17 protein-coding genes are annotated in these 19,647 nt (G+C 57.7%); 7 read left to right on the forward strand and 10 right to left on the reverse strand.

The window, feature by feature from the left end; genetic code table 11:
- Positions 1-62: 62 nt before the first annotated feature.
- The gene (locus MUU53_RS19630; protein ID WP_377307330.1) at positions 63-1,049 is read right to left on the reverse strand and encodes a polysaccharide deacetylase family protein; all 987 of its coding nucleotides are present in this window, start codon (positions 1,047-1,049) and stop codon (positions 63-65) included.
- A 385-nt stretch (positions 1,050-1,434) separates the two neighbouring features.
- On the opposite strand from MUU53_RS19630, the gene MUU53_RS19635 reads away from it, so the two are divergent.
- The 3 genes from MUU53_RS19635 to der all read left to right on the forward strand — a co-directional run bounded on the left by MUU53_RS19635 (position 1,435) and on the right by der (position 4,112).
- Positions 1,435-1,647, forward strand: coding sequence for a hypothetical protein (locus MUU53_RS19635; protein WP_343229127.1), 213 nt, complete (start codon positions 1,435-1,437; stop codon positions 1,645-1,647).
- Between the two features lie 314 nt (positions 1,648-1,961).
- Positions 1,962-2,642, forward strand: a complete 681-nt coding sequence (locus MUU53_RS19640) for a tetratricopeptide repeat protein (RefSeq protein WP_247262398.1) — start codon at positions 1,962-1,964, stop codon at positions 2,640-2,642.
- Positions 2,643-2,675: 33 nt separating this feature from the next.
- Complete coding sequence (gene der, locus MUU53_RS19645) at positions 2,676-4,112, forward strand: ribosome biogenesis GTPase Der (RefSeq protein WP_247262399.1); 1,437 nt, start codon at positions 2,676-2,678, stop codon at positions 4,110-4,112.
- A 40-nt stretch (positions 4,113-4,152) separates the two neighbouring features.
- Here der and MUU53_RS19650 read toward each other — a convergent pair whose 3' ends face one another.
- From MUU53_RS19650 to MUU53_RS19660, 3 genes are all read right to left on the reverse strand, one after another.
- Positions 4,153-5,415, reverse strand: a complete 1,263-nt coding sequence (locus MUU53_RS19650; RefSeq protein WP_247262400.1) for an APC family permease — start codon at positions 5,413-5,415, stop codon at positions 4,153-4,155.
- 170 nt (positions 5,416-5,585) lie between these two features.
- A complete protein-coding gene (locus tag MUU53_RS19655; RefSeq protein ID WP_247262401.1) occupies positions 5,586-6,635 on the reverse strand; it encodes a glycosyltransferase family 4 protein in 1,050 nt (349 codons plus the stop codon).
- A 108-nt stretch (positions 6,636-6,743) separates the two neighbouring features.
- Positions 6,744-7,655, reverse strand: coding sequence for a sugar kinase (locus MUU53_RS19660; protein WP_247262402.1), 912 nt, complete (start codon positions 7,653-7,655; stop codon positions 6,744-6,746).
- Positions 7,656-7,836: 181 nt separating this feature from the next.
- Between MUU53_RS19660 and bglA the strand changes: the two genes are divergently transcribed.
- Positions 7,837-9,486 carry a beta-galactosidase BglA gene (gene bglA, locus MUU53_RS19665; RefSeq protein ID WP_247262403.1) on the forward strand — a complete coding sequence of 550 codons (1,650 nt, stop codon included), beginning with the start codon at positions 7,837-7,839 and terminating at the stop codon, positions 9,484-9,486.
- 111 nt (positions 9,487-9,597) lie between these two features.
- Here bglA and MUU53_RS19670 read toward each other — a convergent pair whose 3' ends face one another.
- Positions 9,598-10,515 carry an AraC family transcriptional regulator gene (locus MUU53_RS19670; protein WP_247262404.1) on the reverse strand — a complete coding sequence of 306 codons (918 nt, stop codon included), beginning with the start codon at positions 10,513-10,515 and terminating at the stop codon, positions 9,598-9,600.
- A gap of 214 nt (positions 10,516-10,729) precedes the next feature.
- Here MUU53_RS19670 and MUU53_RS19675 point away from each other — a divergent pair, with 214 nt between their 5' ends.
- A complete protein-coding gene (locus tag MUU53_RS19675; protein WP_247262405.1) occupies positions 10,730-10,867 on the forward strand; it encodes a hypothetical protein in 138 nt (45 codons plus the stop codon).
- A 97-nt stretch (positions 10,868-10,964) separates the two neighbouring features.
- The gene (locus tag MUU53_RS19680) at positions 10,965-12,764 is read left to right on the forward strand and encodes a M23 family metallopeptidase (protein ID WP_247262406.1); all 1,800 of its coding nucleotides are present in this window, start codon (positions 10,965-10,967) and stop codon (positions 12,762-12,764) included.
- 13 nt (positions 12,765-12,777) lie between these two features.
- Here the strand turns inward: MUU53_RS19680 and ade are convergent, their stop codons facing one another.
- The 3 genes from ade to MUU53_RS19695 form a co-directional block, all read right to left on the reverse strand.
- Positions 12,778-14,469: an adenine deaminase gene (ade, locus tag MUU53_RS19685; protein ID WP_247262407.1), complete on the reverse strand. Its 1,692-nt coding sequence runs from the start codon at positions 14,467-14,469 to the stop codon at positions 12,778-12,780.
- Between the two features lie 112 nt (positions 14,470-14,581).
- Positions 14,582-15,688, reverse strand: a complete 1,107-nt coding sequence (locus MUU53_RS19690) for a branched-chain amino acid ABC transporter substrate-binding protein (RefSeq protein WP_247262408.1) — start codon at positions 15,686-15,688, stop codon at positions 14,582-14,584.
- 303 nt (positions 15,689-15,991) lie between these two features.
- The gene (locus MUU53_RS19695; RefSeq protein ID WP_247262409.1) at positions 15,992-16,291 is read right to left on the reverse strand and encodes a hypothetical protein; all 300 of its coding nucleotides are present in this window, start codon (positions 16,289-16,291) and stop codon (positions 15,992-15,994) included.
- Positions 16,292-16,504: 213 nt separating this feature from the next.
- Between MUU53_RS19695 and MUU53_RS19700 the strand changes: the two genes are divergently transcribed.
- Positions 16,505-17,497, forward strand: a complete 993-nt coding sequence (locus tag MUU53_RS19700) for a magnesium transporter CorA family protein (protein ID WP_247262410.1) — start codon at positions 16,505-16,507, stop codon at positions 17,495-17,497.
- 42 nt (positions 17,498-17,539) lie between these two features.
- Here MUU53_RS19700 and aptA read toward each other — a convergent pair whose 3' ends face one another.
- Positions 17,540-18,868 carry an omega-aminotransferase AptA gene (gene aptA, locus MUU53_RS19705; RefSeq protein WP_247262411.1) on the reverse strand — a complete coding sequence of 443 codons (1,329 nt, stop codon included), beginning with the start codon at positions 18,866-18,868 and terminating at the stop codon, positions 17,540-17,542.
- A 430-nt stretch (positions 18,869-19,298) separates the two neighbouring features.
- Complete coding sequence (locus tag MUU53_RS19710) at positions 19,299-19,610, reverse strand: ArsR/SmtB family transcription factor (protein WP_247262412.1); 312 nt, start codon at positions 19,608-19,610, stop codon at positions 19,299-19,301.
- Positions 19,611-19,647: the final 37 nt, after the last annotated feature.

Consider the following 19,647-nt stretch of genomic DNA (forward strand, 5'->3'; position numbering starts at 1 on the left):
GATCTCCAAAATCAGCTTTGAATCCGATTTGCGCTCTTTTGGGAATCCCAATCCTTAAATCATCACCACGACCTAGAAGGGTCTTGCGCATTTCGCGTGCCAAGCGCCCGTATGGCCTCGCCATAGGTTACGCAGGCAACATCCTGCATCTGGCAGATTTCGGTTGCCAGCCTTTCCATAGCCCGCCAATAGGCGCCGCCATTCATTTCCACGAAGTGAAAGCCGAGTTGCAGCGGGATACGGTCGCCTGCATATTGCCGATCGAAAGCGGCACGAAAGGCCGCATAGCTGCGTTCCTCGAACTCCGCCGAGCGACTGGGATTTTCCACGCCTGCCGAATGGCGGATGAAGAGATTATAGTCCATTGCGATGATGTTGCGGTGCTCCGGCCCTTCCGGAATGAGAGGCAGCCCGAACATCAGTACGCCGTTTTCGCGTGTCGGCAGCATTGGCCCCTTGCTTATGCCGCTGCCATCATAGGTGAAACCTTCGTCGCGTTCTGCCTCCGTCAAGGCGTCGCTGGTGGAGAGGTAGGGCGCGCGAAATCCCCTGATGCCGTTCTTCACAAAATCCCGCCAGTCTGCGGGCTCTTTATCCGGCGCACCGAGATCGGCCCAGGCAGACCCTAGCAGCGAGCGGAAGCTTCGCATTTCCTGCTGCCAATCGGCCTTGCTCCATTCGCGCCCATCGAAGTGACCGCAGGTATGGCTGGCAATCTCATGGCCTTCCTGCCGGGCGTTCCAGACGTGATCGAGACGGGTGAGAGCTTCTTCCTTCGTCTGGGCAAACCCGATGTTGGATTTTCCGGGCCTCTGTCCAGGCCCCTGATAGGTTTTGGCGCGGGCGCGATCGATGACAAGCGTGCAGGAGAGGAAATAGGTGAAGTGCGCGTTGACCCGTTTGCCAAGTGTGCGGCTGCGCTCCCACAGCGCATTGTTTCCGGCGCCATCAAACGATATTATCACCAGCTGTTTTGGTTTGTCCTGTGCGAGAATGTTGCCCGGAAATGCGACAAGGAATGTGAGAAGGGCAGGGGCAAGAAAACGCACTATGGGAACCTGTCGCAATAATCGGCCCGCTTTCCTGCATTCAGAATGCGGCAAAGTCGGGGAGAGTTCGTAGTGCTTCATAGGCTGAAATGATTGAGGAGAGATTGTCCGGTTGACGGACATTCGTATTCGGCTCTACCTAAAGAATTTATTGAGTATTCGTTTCATCCATGAGTTGCAGATAATAAATTTGGCTCTTAAATTCCATCCTAAACTGGGTTCAATTGTCATCTGTGACTATAGAACGGGTTTCATGCCACCGGAAATGGTCAAGGAGCGGTTGGCGATCGTGGTGTCGCCCAGACTGCCAAACTGAGCTGATCTGTGTACCGTTGTGCCACTGAGCCAGACCCCGCCTCATAAAAACATAAGATATCAATGCAAAGTGGAACTGCCGGTTGATCCGCCACCACCCTATGACGGGCGAGCCAAATGGGCGAAGGCGGATATGTTGGCGACTGTGGGACTTTCGCGATTGACGCTACCGTATACGGGTCGCGATGCTGTAACCGGAAGACGGAAGTATCTCGATATCGTGATCGGACCTGCCGAGATGGAAAAGGTTCGTGCGGCGATGCGGAACGCTCTTGACTTATGATATTGACGCTTCGGGTGTATTGGTTCATATGTGGAACGTCTGCGTTGCTGATCTATTAGCGAACGCCTCAAGTCCACCTTGCGTGGCGGATTATCAAGCGATACCAAGCAGAGATAATTGGCACCCCGCCTTCCGAGGCGGGGTTTATCTATTTGGCTTATCCAAGTCTGGAACTGATCAAAGGCAATTTCGCAAACGGCTATTGCGTTCGATATGTCGACCCAAGCGTCGCAACTCACCCCCTTACATCCTGTGAAAAATAGGTTAGAAGGCAGGCTTTCGAGATAATGGGCCGATTTCGGCCGGAGCAAGGTATGGCACACGAAAACGACAGCTTTATTCGCGAGGTGAATGAGGAACTGCGCTCGGAGCAGATCAGCAGGGTCTGGCGCGCTTATCGTCCCTTCATCATTGCGGGCGCTGCGTTGATCGTTCTCGGCACCGCGGGCTATCGCGGCTATGAATATTGGCACTCGAACAATGCATCACAATATGGCGATCAGTTTCTGGCAGCCTTGAACCTTGCCAAGCAGAACAAAACGGACGAAGCGATTGCCGCTCTGGAAAAGCTTGAGAAGGATGGTTCCGGCGCCTATCCGGTTCTCGCCCGCATGCGCGCCGCCACGCTTCTTTCTCAGAAGGGTGATGCGGCCGGTGCTATCAAGGCGTTCCAGCAGGTGGCTGCCGATAGCGCGATTCCTGCCGTATTGCGTGACGTCGCGAAGATGCGTGCCGCCTACCTGATGGTCGATACCAGTACCTATGCCCAGGTGGCCGCCGAGGTTGAACCCATGGCGACGGGCAGCCACGCGCTGCGGAATTCCGCGCGCGAAGTGCTGGGTCTTGCTGCCATGAAGGCTGGCGATACGGCCAAGGCCAAGCAGTGGTTCGAGGATATCGCGAACGACGCCCAGGCGCCGCGCAACATTGCCAATCGTGCTCAGATTTTGCTGGATACTCTGGTATCCTCCGCGCCGCCGGCTGCGAAATCCTGATAGACTTGAGAAGGCCCGGAAAGGGAACCTGAAATGAGCTTTACCGTCGCCATTGTCGGGCGTCCCAATGTTGGAAAATCCACCTTGTTCAACCGCCTGGTTGGCAAGAAGCTGGCGCTTGTCGATGATACACCCGGTGTGACGCGCGACCGTCGCCCTGGTGACGCAAAGCTTGTGGACCTGCGCTTCCGCATCATCGATACGGCCGGTCTCGAAGAGGCTGGGCCCGATACGCTCGAAGGGCGCATGCGCGCCCAGACCGAAGCGGCAATCGATGAGGCGGATCTTTCTCTGTTCGTGGTCGACGCCAAGACGGGCCTGACGCCGCTCGACAAGACTTTGGGCGAAATGCTGCGTCGGCGTGGCAAGCCGGTCGTGCTGGTTGCCAACAAGTCGGAAGCACGAGGTTCAGACAGCGGTTTCTACGATGCCTATACGCTCGGCCTGGGCGAACCTGTGCCGATTTCGGCGGAGCACGGGCAGGGAATGATCGATCTGCGCGATGCGATTGTCGAGGCCCTTGGGCCAGAAAAAGCGTTTGACGAAGACGAGGATGACGAGGCCGAGACGGATGTCGATGTCTCCGCCGGAAGCTTTGCAGGCGAGGGCGACAGTGACGAGGATTTCGAGCCGGCCTATGACGATACCAAGCCGCTGCGCGTGGCGATCGTCGGGCGTCCCAATGCCGGAAAATCCACGCTGATCAATCGCTTCTTAGGCGAAGACCGTCTTCTGACGGGACCGGAAGCGGGCATTACGCGCGATTCCATTTCCGTTGAATGGGACTGGCGTGGCCGCACGATCAAGATGTTCGATACGGCGGGCATGCGCCGCAAGGCGCGCGTTCAGGAAAAGCTGGAAAAGCTTTCGGTTGCCGATGCGCTGCGCGCCATTCGTTTTGCCGAAACCGTCGTCATCGTCTTCGACGCAACGATCCCCTTCGAGAAGCAGGATCTGCAGATTGTCGATCTGGTGCTGCGTGAAGGCCGTGCCGCGGTGCTGGCGTTTAACAAGTGGGATCTCGTCGAAGATCCGCAGGCGTTCCTAACGGACCTGCGCGAGAAGACGGAACGCCTGCTGCCGCAAGCACGAGGCATTCGTGCCGTGCCGATTTCCGGACAGACCGGCTACGGTCTCGACAAGTTGATGCAGAACATCATCGATACGGACATGGTCTGGAACAAGCGTATTTCCACCGCCAGGTTGAATCGCTGGCTGGAAAGCTCTCAGATTCAGCACCCGCCACCGGCTGTTTCTGGGCGCCGCATTCGTCTGAAATACATGACGCAGGTCAAGGCTAGGCCGCCTGCCTTCATGATTTCCTGCACCCGTTCAGATGCCCTGCCGGAATCCTATGTCCGCTATCTGATCAACGGTTTGCGCGCCGACTTCCAGATGCCGGGCGTACCGATTCGCATCCACTTCAAGTCGGCGGAAAATCCGTACGAGCACAAGCGCAAGAAGCGTTGAACGCTCTAAACGGCGCTCTTTTCGTGAGGGCGTTCGGCCCTCACTCCGCAGGCATCGTCTGGCGCAAGATCGGGCGACTGGAGTTTAGTCGTGCCAGCACGATTCCGGCCAGCGCCAGTCCAAGGGGGTAGAAGAGCGATTGTCCCTGTACAATCATCAACACGAGAACGAGGCCGACTGTCAGCAGCGCCGCGAGCCGATCGAAAATGCGGCGAGATAGTTTCAAAAGTGCCAGACCGCTCAAGCCGTAGAGCAGCAGGAAATTCTGCGCGGCCAGTTCCAGCATCAGCCCCAGATGGATGAGACCCGCGGCATCTGCGCCCACGACACAGAGAAGCAACAGGCAGATGATAAGTACCGACGACAGTGGAACGCCCTTCGATGTCGTGTGCAGCCGTATCGGTAGAAGCCCCTCGCGACTGAGCGCATAGACCATCCGTGAAACGGCCCAGATGCATCCCATCAGGTTGGCATAGATGATCGTTCCAGCCAGCAAAGCCATAATAATGCGTCCGTTTTCGCCGACTGCATGAGCAAGGATGGAAGAAAAGGCAGCTTCATAGGAGCCGGTTATGACAATGCTCTGCGCTGTCAGCGCCATGCCAAAATAGAGGATGCAGGCGGCGATGAAGGAAAGGAACATGGCGCGGGGAAAATCTCGCGCCGGATTTTTGAACTCTTCCGAAAGCCCTGCCGCCAGCTCCCAGCCGGTAAAAGCGAAGAAGATCATCATGAACGGCGCGAGAACAGTCTTCACATCAAGCTCAGCAATGCTGGCGACTTGAGGTCTGCCCGCCGACCAGTCTACCGTCGCCAGGCCGACGACCATGAGACAGAGCAGGCTGACCAGCACTATAGATGCAATGGCCGCAGACAGCCGGGCGGCCATATCAGTGGATAGGATATGAGAAGCCGCTGCGGCCACTATCAGCCCCGCTGCGTAGAGGGTGGGCGTGCCGCCGAAGGCTTCGGCCAAATAATGGCCTCCCGTCAGGGCAATCGCCGGCATGCCGAAAGGGAACGTTCCGAGCAGGATGACCGAAGCTATCGCATAGGCTTTGCGTCCGAAAGCAAGCTGGGCGAAATGCGTTATTCCACCTGCATTGGGAAAGCGCATGCCCATGAGGATGAAGACGAGCAGAAGCGGAACAGCGACGAGCGCGCACAGGCCCCACGCCCAGATCGCCTGGTGGCCCGCCTCGCGCACAACCATGCCCGGTAGCGCCAACAACCCGGCTCCGATCACGATATTGAGCATCAGTCCCGCGCCTTTAAAAGTGGTCAGCGATTGTCTCAGCGCCATGGTGGCTTACTCTTTCCTGAAATGAATGTCTTAATGTTGGGCGACGATATGCCAAACTCGCTGTTCGGCAACGGCCCCATCAACAAAAACAGGTCTGTTTCAGAATTACTCGTCAGGTGTTAAGCGATGCTGATAGAAGGCTGGCCGCGCTCACCTTCCGTCCAAATCTTCTAACGAGGATCCTGTGAGAGGTGGTGCAGCTTTCCCGCGTGGCAGATCGACATCACATTTTCCAGGAACTGCCGGGTCGCAGCCTGCCATGAATAGCATTCCGCGAGGCGACGCGCATCTTCACGCGAGCAGGATAAGGCGGCTAGGCAAGCAGCCTGCAAGTCTTCATTGAGGGCGCCTGCACCGCTGCGGTCCCCGATGATATCGATTGGTCCGGTCACCGGATAGGCTGCCACTGGCACGCCGCTAGCGAGCGCCTCCAGAATAGTATTGCCGAATGTATCGGTCAGGGAGGGGAAGACGAAGACATCGGCTTGCGCATAGGCCCGCGCCAGATCCTCGCCGGTTTTCATGCCGGTGAAATGGACATCGGGGAATTGTCGCTCGAGATTGGCGCGTTCCGGCCCGTCCCCAACCACCACTTTCGAGCCCGGCAGATCAAGGCTGAGGAAGGCAGAGATGTTCTTTTCGATAGCGAGGCGGCTGACAGTCATGAAGATGGGGCGCGGAAGGCCAAAGGGTTCGGCTTCCTGCGGCATTGGCCGGAACAGGGCTTGATCGATGCCCCGGCTCCAGCGGCACAGATTGCGAAGGCCAAGCCTTGCCAGCTCTCGTTCCAGACTTGCAGTGGCAACCATGCAGCCGTTGCCCGCATTGTGAAACCAGCGAACGAAGGCGCGCAACCAGCGGATCGGAATAGGGAAGCGGGCTGCCACGTATTCGGGGAAACGGGTGTGATAGCTGGTGGAAAAGGGCATGTTGTTCTTCAGGCACCAGCGTCTGGCAAGCAGACCGAGAGGGCCTTCGGTGGCGATGTGAACCGAGCATGGCCCGAAGGCTTCAATCTCGCGGGCAACAGACGCATAGGTCGCGACGGAAAGCCGGATTTCCGGATAGGTAGGACAAGGTATGCTGGAAAATCCCTGCGGCGTGATCATGGAAACCTCAACGCCCATTCGTGCCAGTTCGCGGTTGGTATTTTCGATGGAGCGAACCACCCCGTTGATCTGCGGGTACCATGCATCGGTGACGATGGTGATCCTGGTCATGCTCGCGCCCCTTGATCCGGCAAACCACCAAAGGCGCTCGACTCGCGCCGAAATGGCCTGACAGATGCTTCTATCTGCGCGTTCTGTTACAGTGTGATGTCACAAGTCTCAGGAGGGGAGAAGTGCGGGCTCGATGAGGGCGCCGTGATGGGCAATGACCACGGAGGCGACCGCCGCGCCATGTGCCGCAGCTTCTGCTGACGGTGTTCCATCCAGCAGTCTGCCGATGAAACCGCCGTTGAAGCTATCGCCAGCACTGGTGGTATCCACCAGTTTCTCCGGAGGCACGGCAGGCACAAAAGTGCGCTGAGAGCCTTCTGCGACCGTGGCTCCCTGCGAACCGTTCTTGACGACAACGCGCTGCACGCCCGCCGCCTGATAGCGCTCGATCGTTTTGGCCACATTGGCATCGCCGAAATGCGTCTCCTCGTCATCGAAGCTGGGCAGTACGATCGTGGAGGCTGCGGCACCGGCCGTGATCGTCTCCAGCATGCGCTGCCTGTCGTTCCACAGACGAGGCCGGATATTGGGATCGAAGATCACATGCTTGCCCACTGCTTTCGCGCGGCGCAGTTCAGACAGAAGCGTATCTGCCGCATGCGGCGTGAGGATTGCGAGTGTGATGCCGGAGAAATAGAGCACGTCAGCGCTTTCGATCGCCTTGCGCAGATGGTCGGCATCATCGGCAAGCTGTCTGGCGGCGGATGTATCACGCCAGTAGCTGAAGGTGCGTTCGCCATCCTTTAGGGAAATGAGGTAGAGACCGGGCGTCTTGCCTGGAATGCGACGAATGGGGCCTGTGCCTATCCCGGCTTTCTGCATGAAGGCCAGCAGCTCCTCGGACAGCGGGTCGTCGCCGAGCGCCGTCAGGTAATCCACCTGCCAGTCTTGCGAAAGCACGGCACGCAGATACCAGGCAGTATTGAACGTATCCCCTGCAAAGCCTTTGCGCAGCAGGCCCTGACCTGCCTGCGAGAGTTCCACCATGCACTCGCCGATCGATAGAACTCGCTTCGTCATCTTGCCGTCTCCACCCGTTCATCCGGGAATAGGACGGGCGAAGCTGTATGACAAGTCGGCTGGGGCTGCTTTTATGCGGATTCTAAAATTGATGCCAAACATCCACCGCTTTGCCTTTGTCTTTTCGCCTACTCTGATTAGTTTACCGGATGTACGAAACGATTGAAGGAGTCGAGCAGGCATGACGACAGTGACGGCACGCAAGGGCGATCCCGACTGGTGGCGCGGCGCGGTTATCTATCAAGTCTATCCACGGTCCTTCCAGGATACGACCGGTGATGGCATCGGCGATATCAAAGGGATAACGCAACGCCTGCCTTACATCGCCTCGCTCGGCGTGGATGCGATCTGGCTGTCGCCCTTCTTCACCTCGCCCATGGCCGATATGGGCTATGACGTTTCCGATTACTGCAATGTCGACCCGATGTTCGGCACGCTGGCCGATTTCGACGAGATGATGGCCGAATGCGAAAAGCTGGGGCTAAAGGTGGTCATCGACCAGGTCATCTCGCATACCTCGGACCAACACCCATGGTTCATCGAGAGCCGGGCGAGCCGAACCAATCCGCGCGCGGACTGGTATATCTGGGCCGACCCGAAGCCTGACGGCACGGCGCCCAACAACTGGCTGTCGATTTTCGGCGGTCCGGGTTGGGAATGGGACGGTGTGCGCAAGCAGTATTACATGCACAACTTCCTGATTTCGCAGCCGGATCTCAACTTCCACAATCCCGATGTGCAGAAGGCGGTTCTGGCGACCGTCAAGTTCTGGCTGGACCGGGGCGTGCATGGTTTCCGGTTGGATACCGTGAATTATTACTTCCACGACAAGCAACTGCGGAACAACCCGCCCAAGGTCTACGATCCGGATTCGACGGGTCTGGAGACCGATACCAACCCTTATTCGATGCAGAACCATCTCTACGACAAGAGCCAGCCGGAAAACATCGAGTTCCTGAAAAAGCTGCGCTCGCTTCTCGATGAGTATGATTGCCGCACCACCGTGGGCGAAGTCGGCGATGGCGATCGCTCGCTATCGACGCTTTCGATCTACACCAGCGGCAATGACAAGCTGCACATGTGCTACACGTTCGACCTGTTGAGCCCGCGCTTCACGGCGGATCATATTCGCAGTGTCGTGTCCAAGTGCCAGGAAATCGTGACCGATGGATGGGTCTGCTGGGCCTTCTCCAACCATGATGTGATCCGCCACGTGACGCGCTTCATGGAGACGCCGGATGAGCGCGAGCGCATTGCGAAACTCGCCATCAGCGTTCTTTCCAGCCTTCGCGGGTCGATTTGCCTGTACCAGGGCGAGGAGCTTGGTCTCGAAGAGGCGGAACTGGCCTTCGAGGATCTGCGAGACCCTTACGGCATTCGCTTCTGGCCTGCCTTCAAGGGTCGTGACGGATGCCGCACGCCCATGGTGTGGGAGGCAAAGGCACCGCATGGCGGCTTCTCTCCGGGGGCTAAGACCTGGCTTCCCGTTCCGCCTGCACATGCAAAACTCGCAGTCGATGCGCAGGAAACGGATGCCAATTCTGTTCTCCACCACTATCGGCAGACGCTGGCCTTCCGCAAGGCGCATTCAAGCCTCTACGATGGTGACCTGACCTTCCTCGAGACGCAGGCCGATCTTCTCGCTTTCGTGCGGGAGAAGGGCGATGAGCGTTTGCTCTTCGTGTTCAACCTGACGCGCTCAGTGCAGGACTTTCTATTGCCTGCGCAGTTTGCGTCAGCGACGCCGCTTGCGATGCCGGGTTTTGCCCCGGCAATGGAAGAGAAGGTCGTAAAGCTTGACGCACTGGATGCATTTTGCGCCAAGCTTTGACGGATAAGATTAGAGCGTCGGGCGACTAATCGGAAACGGCCCGCCGCTCTAAATTTGTTGTCGACGCATCGGTTTAGCGAAAAACCGGATTCCACTTTTTCGCCCGATGCTCTAGGCGGATGCCGGCGCAAAGCTGGCCGGCTCGGTCTTCAGGCGGGATACGTCCTGTATCGGCGGCGCTCCGAACAGGCGACGATATTCGCGGCTGAACTGCGATGGGCTGTCATAGCCCACGCGGTGGGCCGCACTCGCCGCGTCCAGCGCCTCCGACAGGATCAATCGCCGTGCTTCCTGAAGCCGAAGCTGCTTCTGATATTGCAGCGGGCTCATGGCGGTCACTTCCTTGAAATGCTCATGCAGGGAAGATGTGCTCATGCGCGCTTCCTGCGCCACGCGATCCACGCTGAAGGGCTTTGCATAATTCTGGCGGATCCAGGCAATGGCGCGATTGACCTGTTGCAAACGGCTTTCCGGCATGAGCATGCGGTGAAGCTTCTTCGCCTGGTCCCCGCGCATCAGGCGGTACAGCAGTTCCTTCTCGGCAAGGGGGGCCAGAAACGGGATGTCTTCCGGCGTATCGAGCAAACGCAGAAGGCGCACGGCAGCCTCCAGCAGTTGTGGATCGGTTCGACTGAGGCAGATTGCCTTGCCACAGGTTTTCGCGGTGGTGAAGGTTTCAGGCGCGGGCGGCATTTCAATCATCATCGCCCCCAGCACCGACAGATCCAGATCGAGCTTGATGCTGAGATAGGGCTCTTCCGGGCTCGCCTCGATCACCTGTCCGGTGATCGGCAGGTCCGCCGAGGCAATGAGGTGACGTGCCGGTCCATATTCGAACACTTCGTCCGCCAGCAGCACCTGCTTGGTTCCCTGCGCGATGAGGCACAGCGAAGGGTGCTGGACACCTTGCATAGGCTCAGTGCGCTTGGACATGCGCACAAGGCTCAGGCGAGGAATTTCGGTTGCAAAAACTCCGTCACTCTCGGTGTGTCGTGCAATGATATCCGCAAGCGTTTGAAGTTGATGCATCTGACTTGTCTCTGATATGGCCGGATTTCCGTACACTTAATGGGGGCTCTCTCTCGATTTTCTTCCATATATGTGCGGTCTTGCAATTTTATAAATCTGGCCTTTCGGATTTTTGTGCAATCATGCTGGAGGAACGGTCTACCGGCTTCCTGTTTGTCTCTGGCATAAGCAGAGTGCAGCCACACAGCAAAGATTCCAAAGAAAGGAGACGGAAATGCATAATTTCCAGCGGTTACTCGAAAGCCCCCTTGTCTGGGTTCAAGAGCGTATCGAGCAGTTCATGGTGCGGTATCGCAAATCCGTCGAGCGGCGGCTAGATGAGGAGCTTCGTCGACGCTTTCTGAACGGATAAGCGCGATCTCCTGTTCAGAGCCCGAGGTCCGACACATTTTTGCCATGTGGAATGATAACGTCTGCTTAACTCTTTAACGGCGGCGGGATCATTCCACATGGATGCAAGGGCAAGCGCAATTGCTGTGCGCGATGAGAGTTGCGTTGGCGATGAATTTGCCCCGGGTGTTTCTCGACTGAAAGCGCGACGGTTCTGGATGCGCAACAGCGGATGTGCCATCGCCGCCGCTCTTCTGGTCACTCTAAGCTCAACCGCACTTGTCGAGCCGCTTTCGGATGTTGCTCCTCCCACAGGGCCGGAGCAGAAAAAGCCCGTTGTGCTTGCCCGCGCACGGAGGCAGTCTGTCGCCAGCCCGAAGAAGGCTCGGCTGTGGATGCCCCGAACCGGTCGGCCGGAAACGCTCGATCTCGTGGAGCGGATGGGCGATGGTTCGATGTCGCAGACCTCCTACTTCGATATTTCTCTCGATTTGAATGAAAATGCACCCGGTTCGGCGACCTCCAGCGCTTCGGCTGTCGCGCAGGTTGCAGATACGGGCTCCAGCCCGTTCGATCTGGTTCTCAAGGATGCGCTGGATGCCCGGCAATTGGTGCGTCATTCTGGACTCGGCTATGCTGCGGACGCTCCAAAGGCGGTGCCTGCCGCAGATCAGTCCAATGTTACCGTGACCCCCGCGCAGGAGGCGATGCTCGTGAAGCGGATTATTTCCTTGCCTGTCCAGGCGGAACGGCTGCGCGATATCAAAGGCGTCATCGGAGTTTCCGAGGAGGATTTTGCCCAGCTCGCCTCTGGTTTGGGTGCCGATGTCGTGCGCAAGGGCGAACAGCTCGACCTGATCATCGGTCAACGTCCTGCCCAGCCAGACCTTTCGGAAATCCTGTTTGCGCGTCATATGGCGACAGATGGCCGGGAACGTCTTCTGGCGCGCTGCGATGATGGCCACTTCCAGCTGATAACCGATCACCGGCCCTATGACCGCATGGTGGCCGAAGCGCTGGCGCATCAGGCGGCAGAGGCGCGTTCCGGGCCTGCGCAGGCCGTGCCGAAGGATGTTGCCGCGTTGCAGGATGCTGCAGCCGATTATCCGAAGCTGATCGAGCATCTGGCGCGCAGAAACGTGCCGGTAAAGGTGAGCCTGCAGATCGTTCAGCTTTTGCGCGCCAATGGCATTCACTGGTCGAAAACAGCCGATGTACCGCAGCTGGATTTTGTATTCCGCACTGCAGAACGGGGCGAGCAGGAGCTTGTTTCCGTGACGCTGAAGGGCAAGGGCAGGGACCGCCGTTTCTACCGCTACGTCTCCGATAGCGGAAAGCCCGAGTTTTTCGATGATGCGGGACGCTCGGTCTCGAAGACGCTGATGCACAAGCCCGTCTCTGCCGGTCAGCTGGGTGATGGTTTCGGCTGGCGGGTGCATCCAATTCTCAGAACCCGCAAATTCCACAACGGGGTCGATTATCGTGCGCCTATGGGGTCGCCGATCGTTGCGGCGGGCGACGGTGTTGTGGTGAAGATCGATTCCGAAGGCGGATACGGGAAATATATCCGCATCCAGCATGATGGCGGATATACCACGACCTATGCCCACATTGAGGGCACGCCGAAGGGGCTGACGGTTGGCGATCACGTGGCGCAGGGACAGGTGATCGCCTATGTGGGCTCGACCGGGCTATCCACCGGACCGCACCTCTATTACGAACTGCGCGTCGGCGACACCTACAAGGATCCGACCAAGGCTGAGATGCCTGCGGGCACGACATTGCGGGGCAGGGCGCTGGAAGAGTTCCGCCAGCAGATTGGCCGGGTAGAAACCATTGCCAGCACCATTCGGGCGACCGCCACGTCCGCGGCTCACTCTGCTGTATCCGCCCTGACACCGGGCGGCGACAAGCAATAGCCTCGGCCAAGCCTCAGCCGATCAGGGCAAACTTGTCGACATCCACCATACCTTTATCCGATATCTTCAGGTGTGGAATGACTGGCAGTGGCAGGAAGGCGACCTGAAGGAAGGGCTCTGTCAAGGTTGTTCCGAGCGCGTAGGCAGCCTTTCTCAGTTCATGAAGAATGTCGCGAACCGTCTCGTAGGGTTCAAGGCTCATGAGGCCCGCGACCGGAAGCGCGATTTCGCCGGTCACTTTGCCATCCTCCACCACGACGAAGCCGCCGCGGATCTCGCCGAGTCGGTTGGCGGCAAGCGCCATGTCATCTTCGGACACGCCGACGACGCAGATGTTGTGACTATCGTGCCCGACGGTGGAGGCGATGGCGCCCTTCTTCAGGCCAAAGCCCTGCACGAAACCGTTGGCGTGATTGCCGTTCTTGCCATGCCGCTCGATGACAGCCACGCGAATGATATCGTTGGCGAGATCTACCGTGCTCTGATTGCCCGACGAGGGCAGGCGGAAACGCCGATGCTCGGTGATGATCTTGCCCGGCAGGACGCCGATGACCGGCTGCTCCTCCTGCCGTGCGGGAACGGAGAAATCCGCTGCCTTGACGATGCGCGCCTTCACGCTATCCAGGCCCACGGGTTCCACCGGCTTGCGGGTTGCGAACAATTCGTCGTTCACCAGTCGACCCGCGGAAAACACCATCTGCGCCTTGCAGTTGGCCAGGTTATCGACCACCACAAGGTCTGCGCGCCAGCCGGGTGCGATCAGCCCGCGGTCCTTCAGGCCGAAGGCGCGTGCGGCTGAGATGGAGGCTGCGCGGTATACGGCGAGCGGTTCCACACCGTGGGCGATGGCCGTGCGGATGATGAAATCCAGGTGACCTTCCTCGGCGATATCCAGCGGGTTGCGATCATCCGTGCACAGCGCCAGGTGGGGCGACAGGCGTTCCGTAATGATGGGCATCAGCGCGTGGAGATCCTTGGACACCGAGCCTTCCCGCACCAGAATGTGAATGCCCTTGCGGATCTTTTCCATGGCTTCTTCGGCCGTCGTGCATTCGTGTTCAGTGCGAATGCCTGCCGACAGGTAGCCGTTCAGGCCAAGGCCGGACAGGAGCGGGGCGTGACCATCGATATGGCCGCCCTGAAACGCCTCGAGCTTTGCCATGCAGACTGGATCCTTATGAATCACGCCGGGAAAGTTCATGAATTCCGCGAGCCCTATGACCTTCGGATGATGCCGAAAGGGCAGGAGGCGCTCGATGGGAAGATCGGCGCCTGCGGTTTCCAGATGCGTGGCTGGTACGCAGGAGGAAAGCTGAACACGGATATCCATGATCGTCTCAAGCGACGAATCGAGGAAGAACTGGATGCCCTCGGTGCCGATGACATTGGCAATCTCATGCGGATCGCAAATGGCGGTGGTTACGCCATAGGGCAGAACGCAGCGGTCGAATTCATGCGGCGTGACCAGCGAGCTTTCGATATGGAGATGGGTATCGATGAAACCCGGCACCACGATCTGGCCCGAGATATCGATTTCCTTTTTTCCCTGATAGGTTTCACCGGTGCCGACGATGCGATCACCGCAAATCGCGATATCCGACTGCACGAGTTCGCCAGTGACGAGATCGTAGAAATGGCCGCCCTTCAGAACGATATCGGCGGGCTCCCGCCCTGTTCCCTGATCGATATAGGTCTCAAGGCGCATTTCTCTGTCTCCTGGTCATCTTGCAGTGCGAGGAGACTATAGCCGATTCACGATAAATGCGACGGCAATAGATTGTAGAGGTGGGGCGGCGGAAGCCGCCCCACTGTCAGGTTTACTTTGCAGCGACGATCTTGCCGTCTTCCCACTTGAAGAGGTCGAAGGTCTGGGATGTGAGGTCGCCGGTCTCGCCGTAAGTCAGGTCGCCGATCGCTGTTTTGATCTTTTCGCCGGACTTCAGCGCCTTTGCCACGGCCTGCGCATCTTCCTTTGTCTTGGCCTTTTCAATGCCCGCCTTGATGACTTCGACAGCCGCATAGGCGTTCAGGGTAAAGGCTTCTGCGGGGATCTTGCGGGCGGCTAGCGCCTCTGCGGCGGCCTTGGAGTTCGGGCTCTTCGTCGCATCGGATGCATTGGTGAACATCGTGCCGGCGGCAGCCTTGGTGCCAATCGTCCAATATTCCGTATTCGACAGTCCATCACCGCCGATGATCAACGGCTTGATGCCGAGGTCGGCCAGCTGCCGGACCAAAAGACCACCTTCCGGGTGGTAGCCGCCAAAGTAGATGACATCGACGTTCTCGGCCTTCAGGCGTGTTGTCAATGCGCTGAAATCCTTGTCGCCGGGAGTGATGGCGTCGTTGAGCACTTCCGTGACGCCGCCCTTGTTGAGCGTGGCCTTGAAGGCGTCCGCCAGACCTTTACCGTAGGCGCCCTTGTCATTGATGATGGCAATGCGCTTGTTCTTCAGGTTTTTCAGAACGTAGTTTGCCGCGACTTCCGCCTGCTGGTCGTCGCGTCCGCAGGTACGTAGAACCGTTGTCAGGCCGCGATTCGTTAACGCAGGTGTTGTTGCCGTAGGGGTGACCATGAGAATGCCGTTCTCGGCTAGCGCATCGGACGCAGGCATGGCCACGCCGGAAGTGACCGGGCCGACGACGAAACGAATGCCTTCGCCGATCAACTGGTTCGCTGCGGAAACGCCCTGCTTTGGCTCGCCCGCATCGTCGGCAATCTTCAGGACGACCTTTTCGCCCAAAATTCCGCCCTTCTTATTGATTTCTGCGATCGCGGTTTCTGTGCCATTCTTGACCTGATTGCCATAGGCTGCAACCGGACCGGTGACCGGTGCAATGAGACCGATCACAATGTCGGCGCGGGCGGCAGGTACCAGCAGAAGGCAGGCTGCAGTTGTTGCGGTGAGCAAGGTCTTGAGGTTCATATGTTCTTCTCCTTGGGTCGGGCCAATGTCTGGCCCATTCTGACGACCACGCTCTTCCAGTACTCGTGTCTCGAAGGCAGAATCCTTCGGCGCCAAGACGAGTGGAAGTGCAGCCAATCACCCGAGCCATTTTTGGCTTTCAGGCGGCAACCTTTTGTAGAAATTCAGAGACTAGAAAGCAAGAAAATATCAAATTCTGCGCAGAAAATGCGCATTTGCCTTTCCAGTGGGCTGCTTAACGATCGCCTAGTAACGGGTCTATCTGTTTTTAGTTGAGTTAGAATATATGAATATTTATTTCCCTCAATTGGAGGGCGGTGTTACCTCGATGCTCAATCCGTCGCGGCTACAGCGCCTGACCTGCCGGGGGCCGACGTTGCTGTTTTCAAGCGCGGTGCTCTGCTCCCAGGACATCCGGGTCACAGTGTCACAATTGAAGCTGCCATCCGGCAATTGAGGTCCATTTGTTGGTGGCAGTGGCACGCTCTGGCCTGGGACCGGCTTCACCTCCGTACTGCGGCCCGCATTGCCCCAATCGATCGTCCACGCGGTTCCTGTTTCCAGCAATAGGAAAGGCAGGACGAGAAAGGTTAAGTATCTCATGCGTCTCACGGCACTCCCTTCAGATTTCAGGGCCGAAAGCGTCTTGACCTGCGATCAGTTCGGGCGCATGTCAGCGATCGTGATGAGTTCTTCATCTCATTCAAGGAACCCTAAAATGGACTCCGACAGTCGACAATCGACATCATTTTTCCTGCCTGTCGGATAGCGTTTTTGCTCCCCGCAGGCAAGATTAGCCTGTAAAGGAGCATGCCCATGCTGCGTACCTACGAGCGTGCCTCAGACCGCCTTGTTCTGCGTGATCACTTTTCTGCCAGCGCTGCCGATCAGCCAGCCCCGGCGCAATGGTATGACCTGCTGAAGCCTTCTGCATCGGAGGTATCCTTTATCGAAGCTGCGCTCGGTCTTTCCTTGCCGACACGGGACGAAATGGAGGAGATTGAGCTTTCCGCGCGTCTCTACCAGGAAGATGGCGCCGAGTTCATGACTATGACAGCGCTGACCAATCTGGATGGCGATGCACCCGCCAAGACGCCGGTAACGTTTATTCTGAAAGGTAACCAGCTGGTGACAGTCCGCTATGCGGAAGCCAAGCCGTTTCTCATGTTCGCCGGCCGTGCCATGCGCAGCAATGGGCAGAACTATGTTTCCGGCGAGGAAACCATGTTGGGCCTGATTGAGGCGATCATCGACCGCCTGGCTGATGTTCTGGAGCGGATGGGCAATGAGATCGACGGTATCTCGCGCGAAGTATTTCGAGGAAAGAGTGCCAAATCCAGCGAGAAAGAACGCGACCTGCAATCGCTGATCGACCAGCTGGGCCAGAAGGGTGATTTTCTTAGTAGCATCCGTGAAAGCCTTGTCAGCATCTCCCGGCTTGTCGCCTACCATTCTGCACTTGAAACGCAGAGCCGCAAGCCGACGAAAGAGACACGGCAACTGGCCAAGCTCCTGCAGCGGGATGCGACATCGCTCGGCGATCACGCAACTTTCCTGTCCGGCAAGATCAACTTTCTGCTGGACGCGACCTTGGGGCTGATCAATCTGGAGCAGAACCAGATTATCAAGATCTTTACGGTCGCGTCCGTCGTGTTCCTGCCGCCGACGCTGGTTGCGTCCGTCTATGGCATGAACTTCCAGGCCATGCCCGAACTGCAGTGGCAGTTGGGATATCCCTGGGCGGTTGTCCTGATGATCCTGTCTGCGGCGCTGCCATTTCTGTATTTCAAGCGGCGCGGCTGGTTGTGACATTTTTACGGGCGGAGGTTTTGCCTCCGCCCGCACGCCTTGTCAGATATTGTTGTTCAGGATCGTCCGCAGCTTTCCAAAGATTTCATCCATATGATGCTTCTCGATGATCAACGGCGGCGACATTGCGATGATATCGCCGGTCGTGCGGATCAACAGACCATCCTCATAGGCCGCCAGGAATGCGTTGAAGGCACGCTTCGTCGGCTCTCCGGCAATGGGGTCGAGTTCAATGGCACCAATCAGTCCGATATTGCGGATGTCGATGACGTTCTTGCAGTCCTTCAACGAATGCAGGCCGTCCTCCCAGTAGGAGGCCATCTCCTGCGCACGGGTCAGCAGGCCTTCTTCTTTGTAGGTATCAAGCGTGGCGAGTGCTGCAGCAGAGGCAATCGGATTGCCGGAATAAGTATAGCCGTGGAAGAATTCGATCAGATGTTCCGGGCCGTTCATGAAGGTATCGTGAATTTCGGCAGTCACGAATACGGCGCCCATGGGGATGACGCCGTTGGTGAGGCCCTTGGCGGTCACCATGATATCCGGCTTCACGTCGAAATACTGAGAGGCGAACGGTGCGCCGAGGCGGCCATAGCCGGTGATGACCTCATCGAATATCAAGAGAATGCCGTGCTTGGTGCAGATCTCGCGCAGTTTCTGCAAGTAGCCCTTCGGCGGGATCAGCACACCGGTAGAACCGGCCACGGGTTCGACGATTACCGCCGCAACGGTTGACGCGTCATGCAATGTCACGATGCGTTCCAACTCTGTTGCAAGATCGCCGCCATGCTCCGGCTCGCCACGGGTAAAGGCATTCTTCCCCGGCAGATGCGTGTGCGGCATATGGTCGACGCCTGTTAGCAGCGTTCCGAACATCTTGCGGTTAGCAACAATGCCACCAACGGAAATGCCGCCGAAGTTGACGCCATGATAGCCGCGCTCGCGACCAATCAATCGGAAACGGGCACCGTTCCCCTTGGCGCGATGATAGGCAATCGCAACTTTTAGCGCCGTATCGACCGATTCGGAGCCAGAATTGGTGTAGAGCACATGATCCAGACCTTCGGGTGCGATATCGACAAGGCGATTTGCAAGTTCGAACGCCTTGGGATGACCCAACTGGAAAGCGGGCGCGTAGTCGAGTTCGCCAGCCTGCTCCCGAATCGCTTCGGTGATCTTGGGGCGGCAGTGGCCAGCATTCACACACCATAGACCTGCCGTCGCATCCAGTACCTGCCTGCCATCATGCGTGGTGTAGTGCATGTCCTTGGCGCCGACGAATAGACGCGGGGCCTTCTTGAACTGGCGGTTTGCGGTAAATGGCATCCAGAACGCCCGCAGGTCGTTGGGCACGGTGTTGAGGCGATTTGACATGAGGATCTCCCTGGCCCCGGTAATTCAGGGGAGGCCATTCCCGGCCTGACCTATGACCGGTCGCGGCTGAACCGGGAGGTTAACAATCGCAGTTCATTGGTCAAGCAAGACCAGTCATGATGAGCAAATCCTACGGGCGCTTTCGGCTATTCGTGGTGTCAGTTCATTGGGAAAGCCTGCGTACGGAAACCGACCATGCCCATTCGCTAAGGTACTTTCGGTGAAAACTGTATCACCCGGAATATGCTATCTATCTGCTTTTACGCGGGCGGAGCGTAAAATCGCCAGAGCACTTTGACCGGACCTTCTCCATATCCGGGACGGGAGCCTTTAGATTACGCATCACGTCTATACAGGAGCGGGACGCTTTTAGCGTCCCGCCATGCCAACACCCCTTGATGTCAGCGCTGTCATTACAGTTCAAAAAAAATCAAGCAGCCGATTTCTTGGGCTCGGCTTCGGTGTACAGTGTTTCGAGGGTCTCCAGAACCTTCATAACTGACTCAGCGGAACTCGAATAATAAATTGTCTGCGCATCGCGGCGGGTGTTGACCAACTTCTGCGCACGAAGTTTGGAGAGATGCTGCGACAGTGCCGACTGGCTCAAGCCAACCTTGGTTGCCAACGCGCCCACCGCAACTTCGCCCTTCACGAGGCAGCACAGGATCATCAGTCGCTTGGGATTTGCCATTGCAGACAACAGATTTGCTGCTGCGGCGGAATTCTCTGACAGTGACATCATTCTTCTTCCCTCAAGTCTTCCCCAGTTCCGTTGCTAT

The sequence above is a fragment of the Affinirhizobium lemnae genome (assembly GCF_022968395.1).
Taxonomy (GTDB): Bacteria; Pseudomonadota; Alphaproteobacteria; order Rhizobiales; family Rhizobiaceae; genus Neorhizobium; species Neorhizobium lemnae.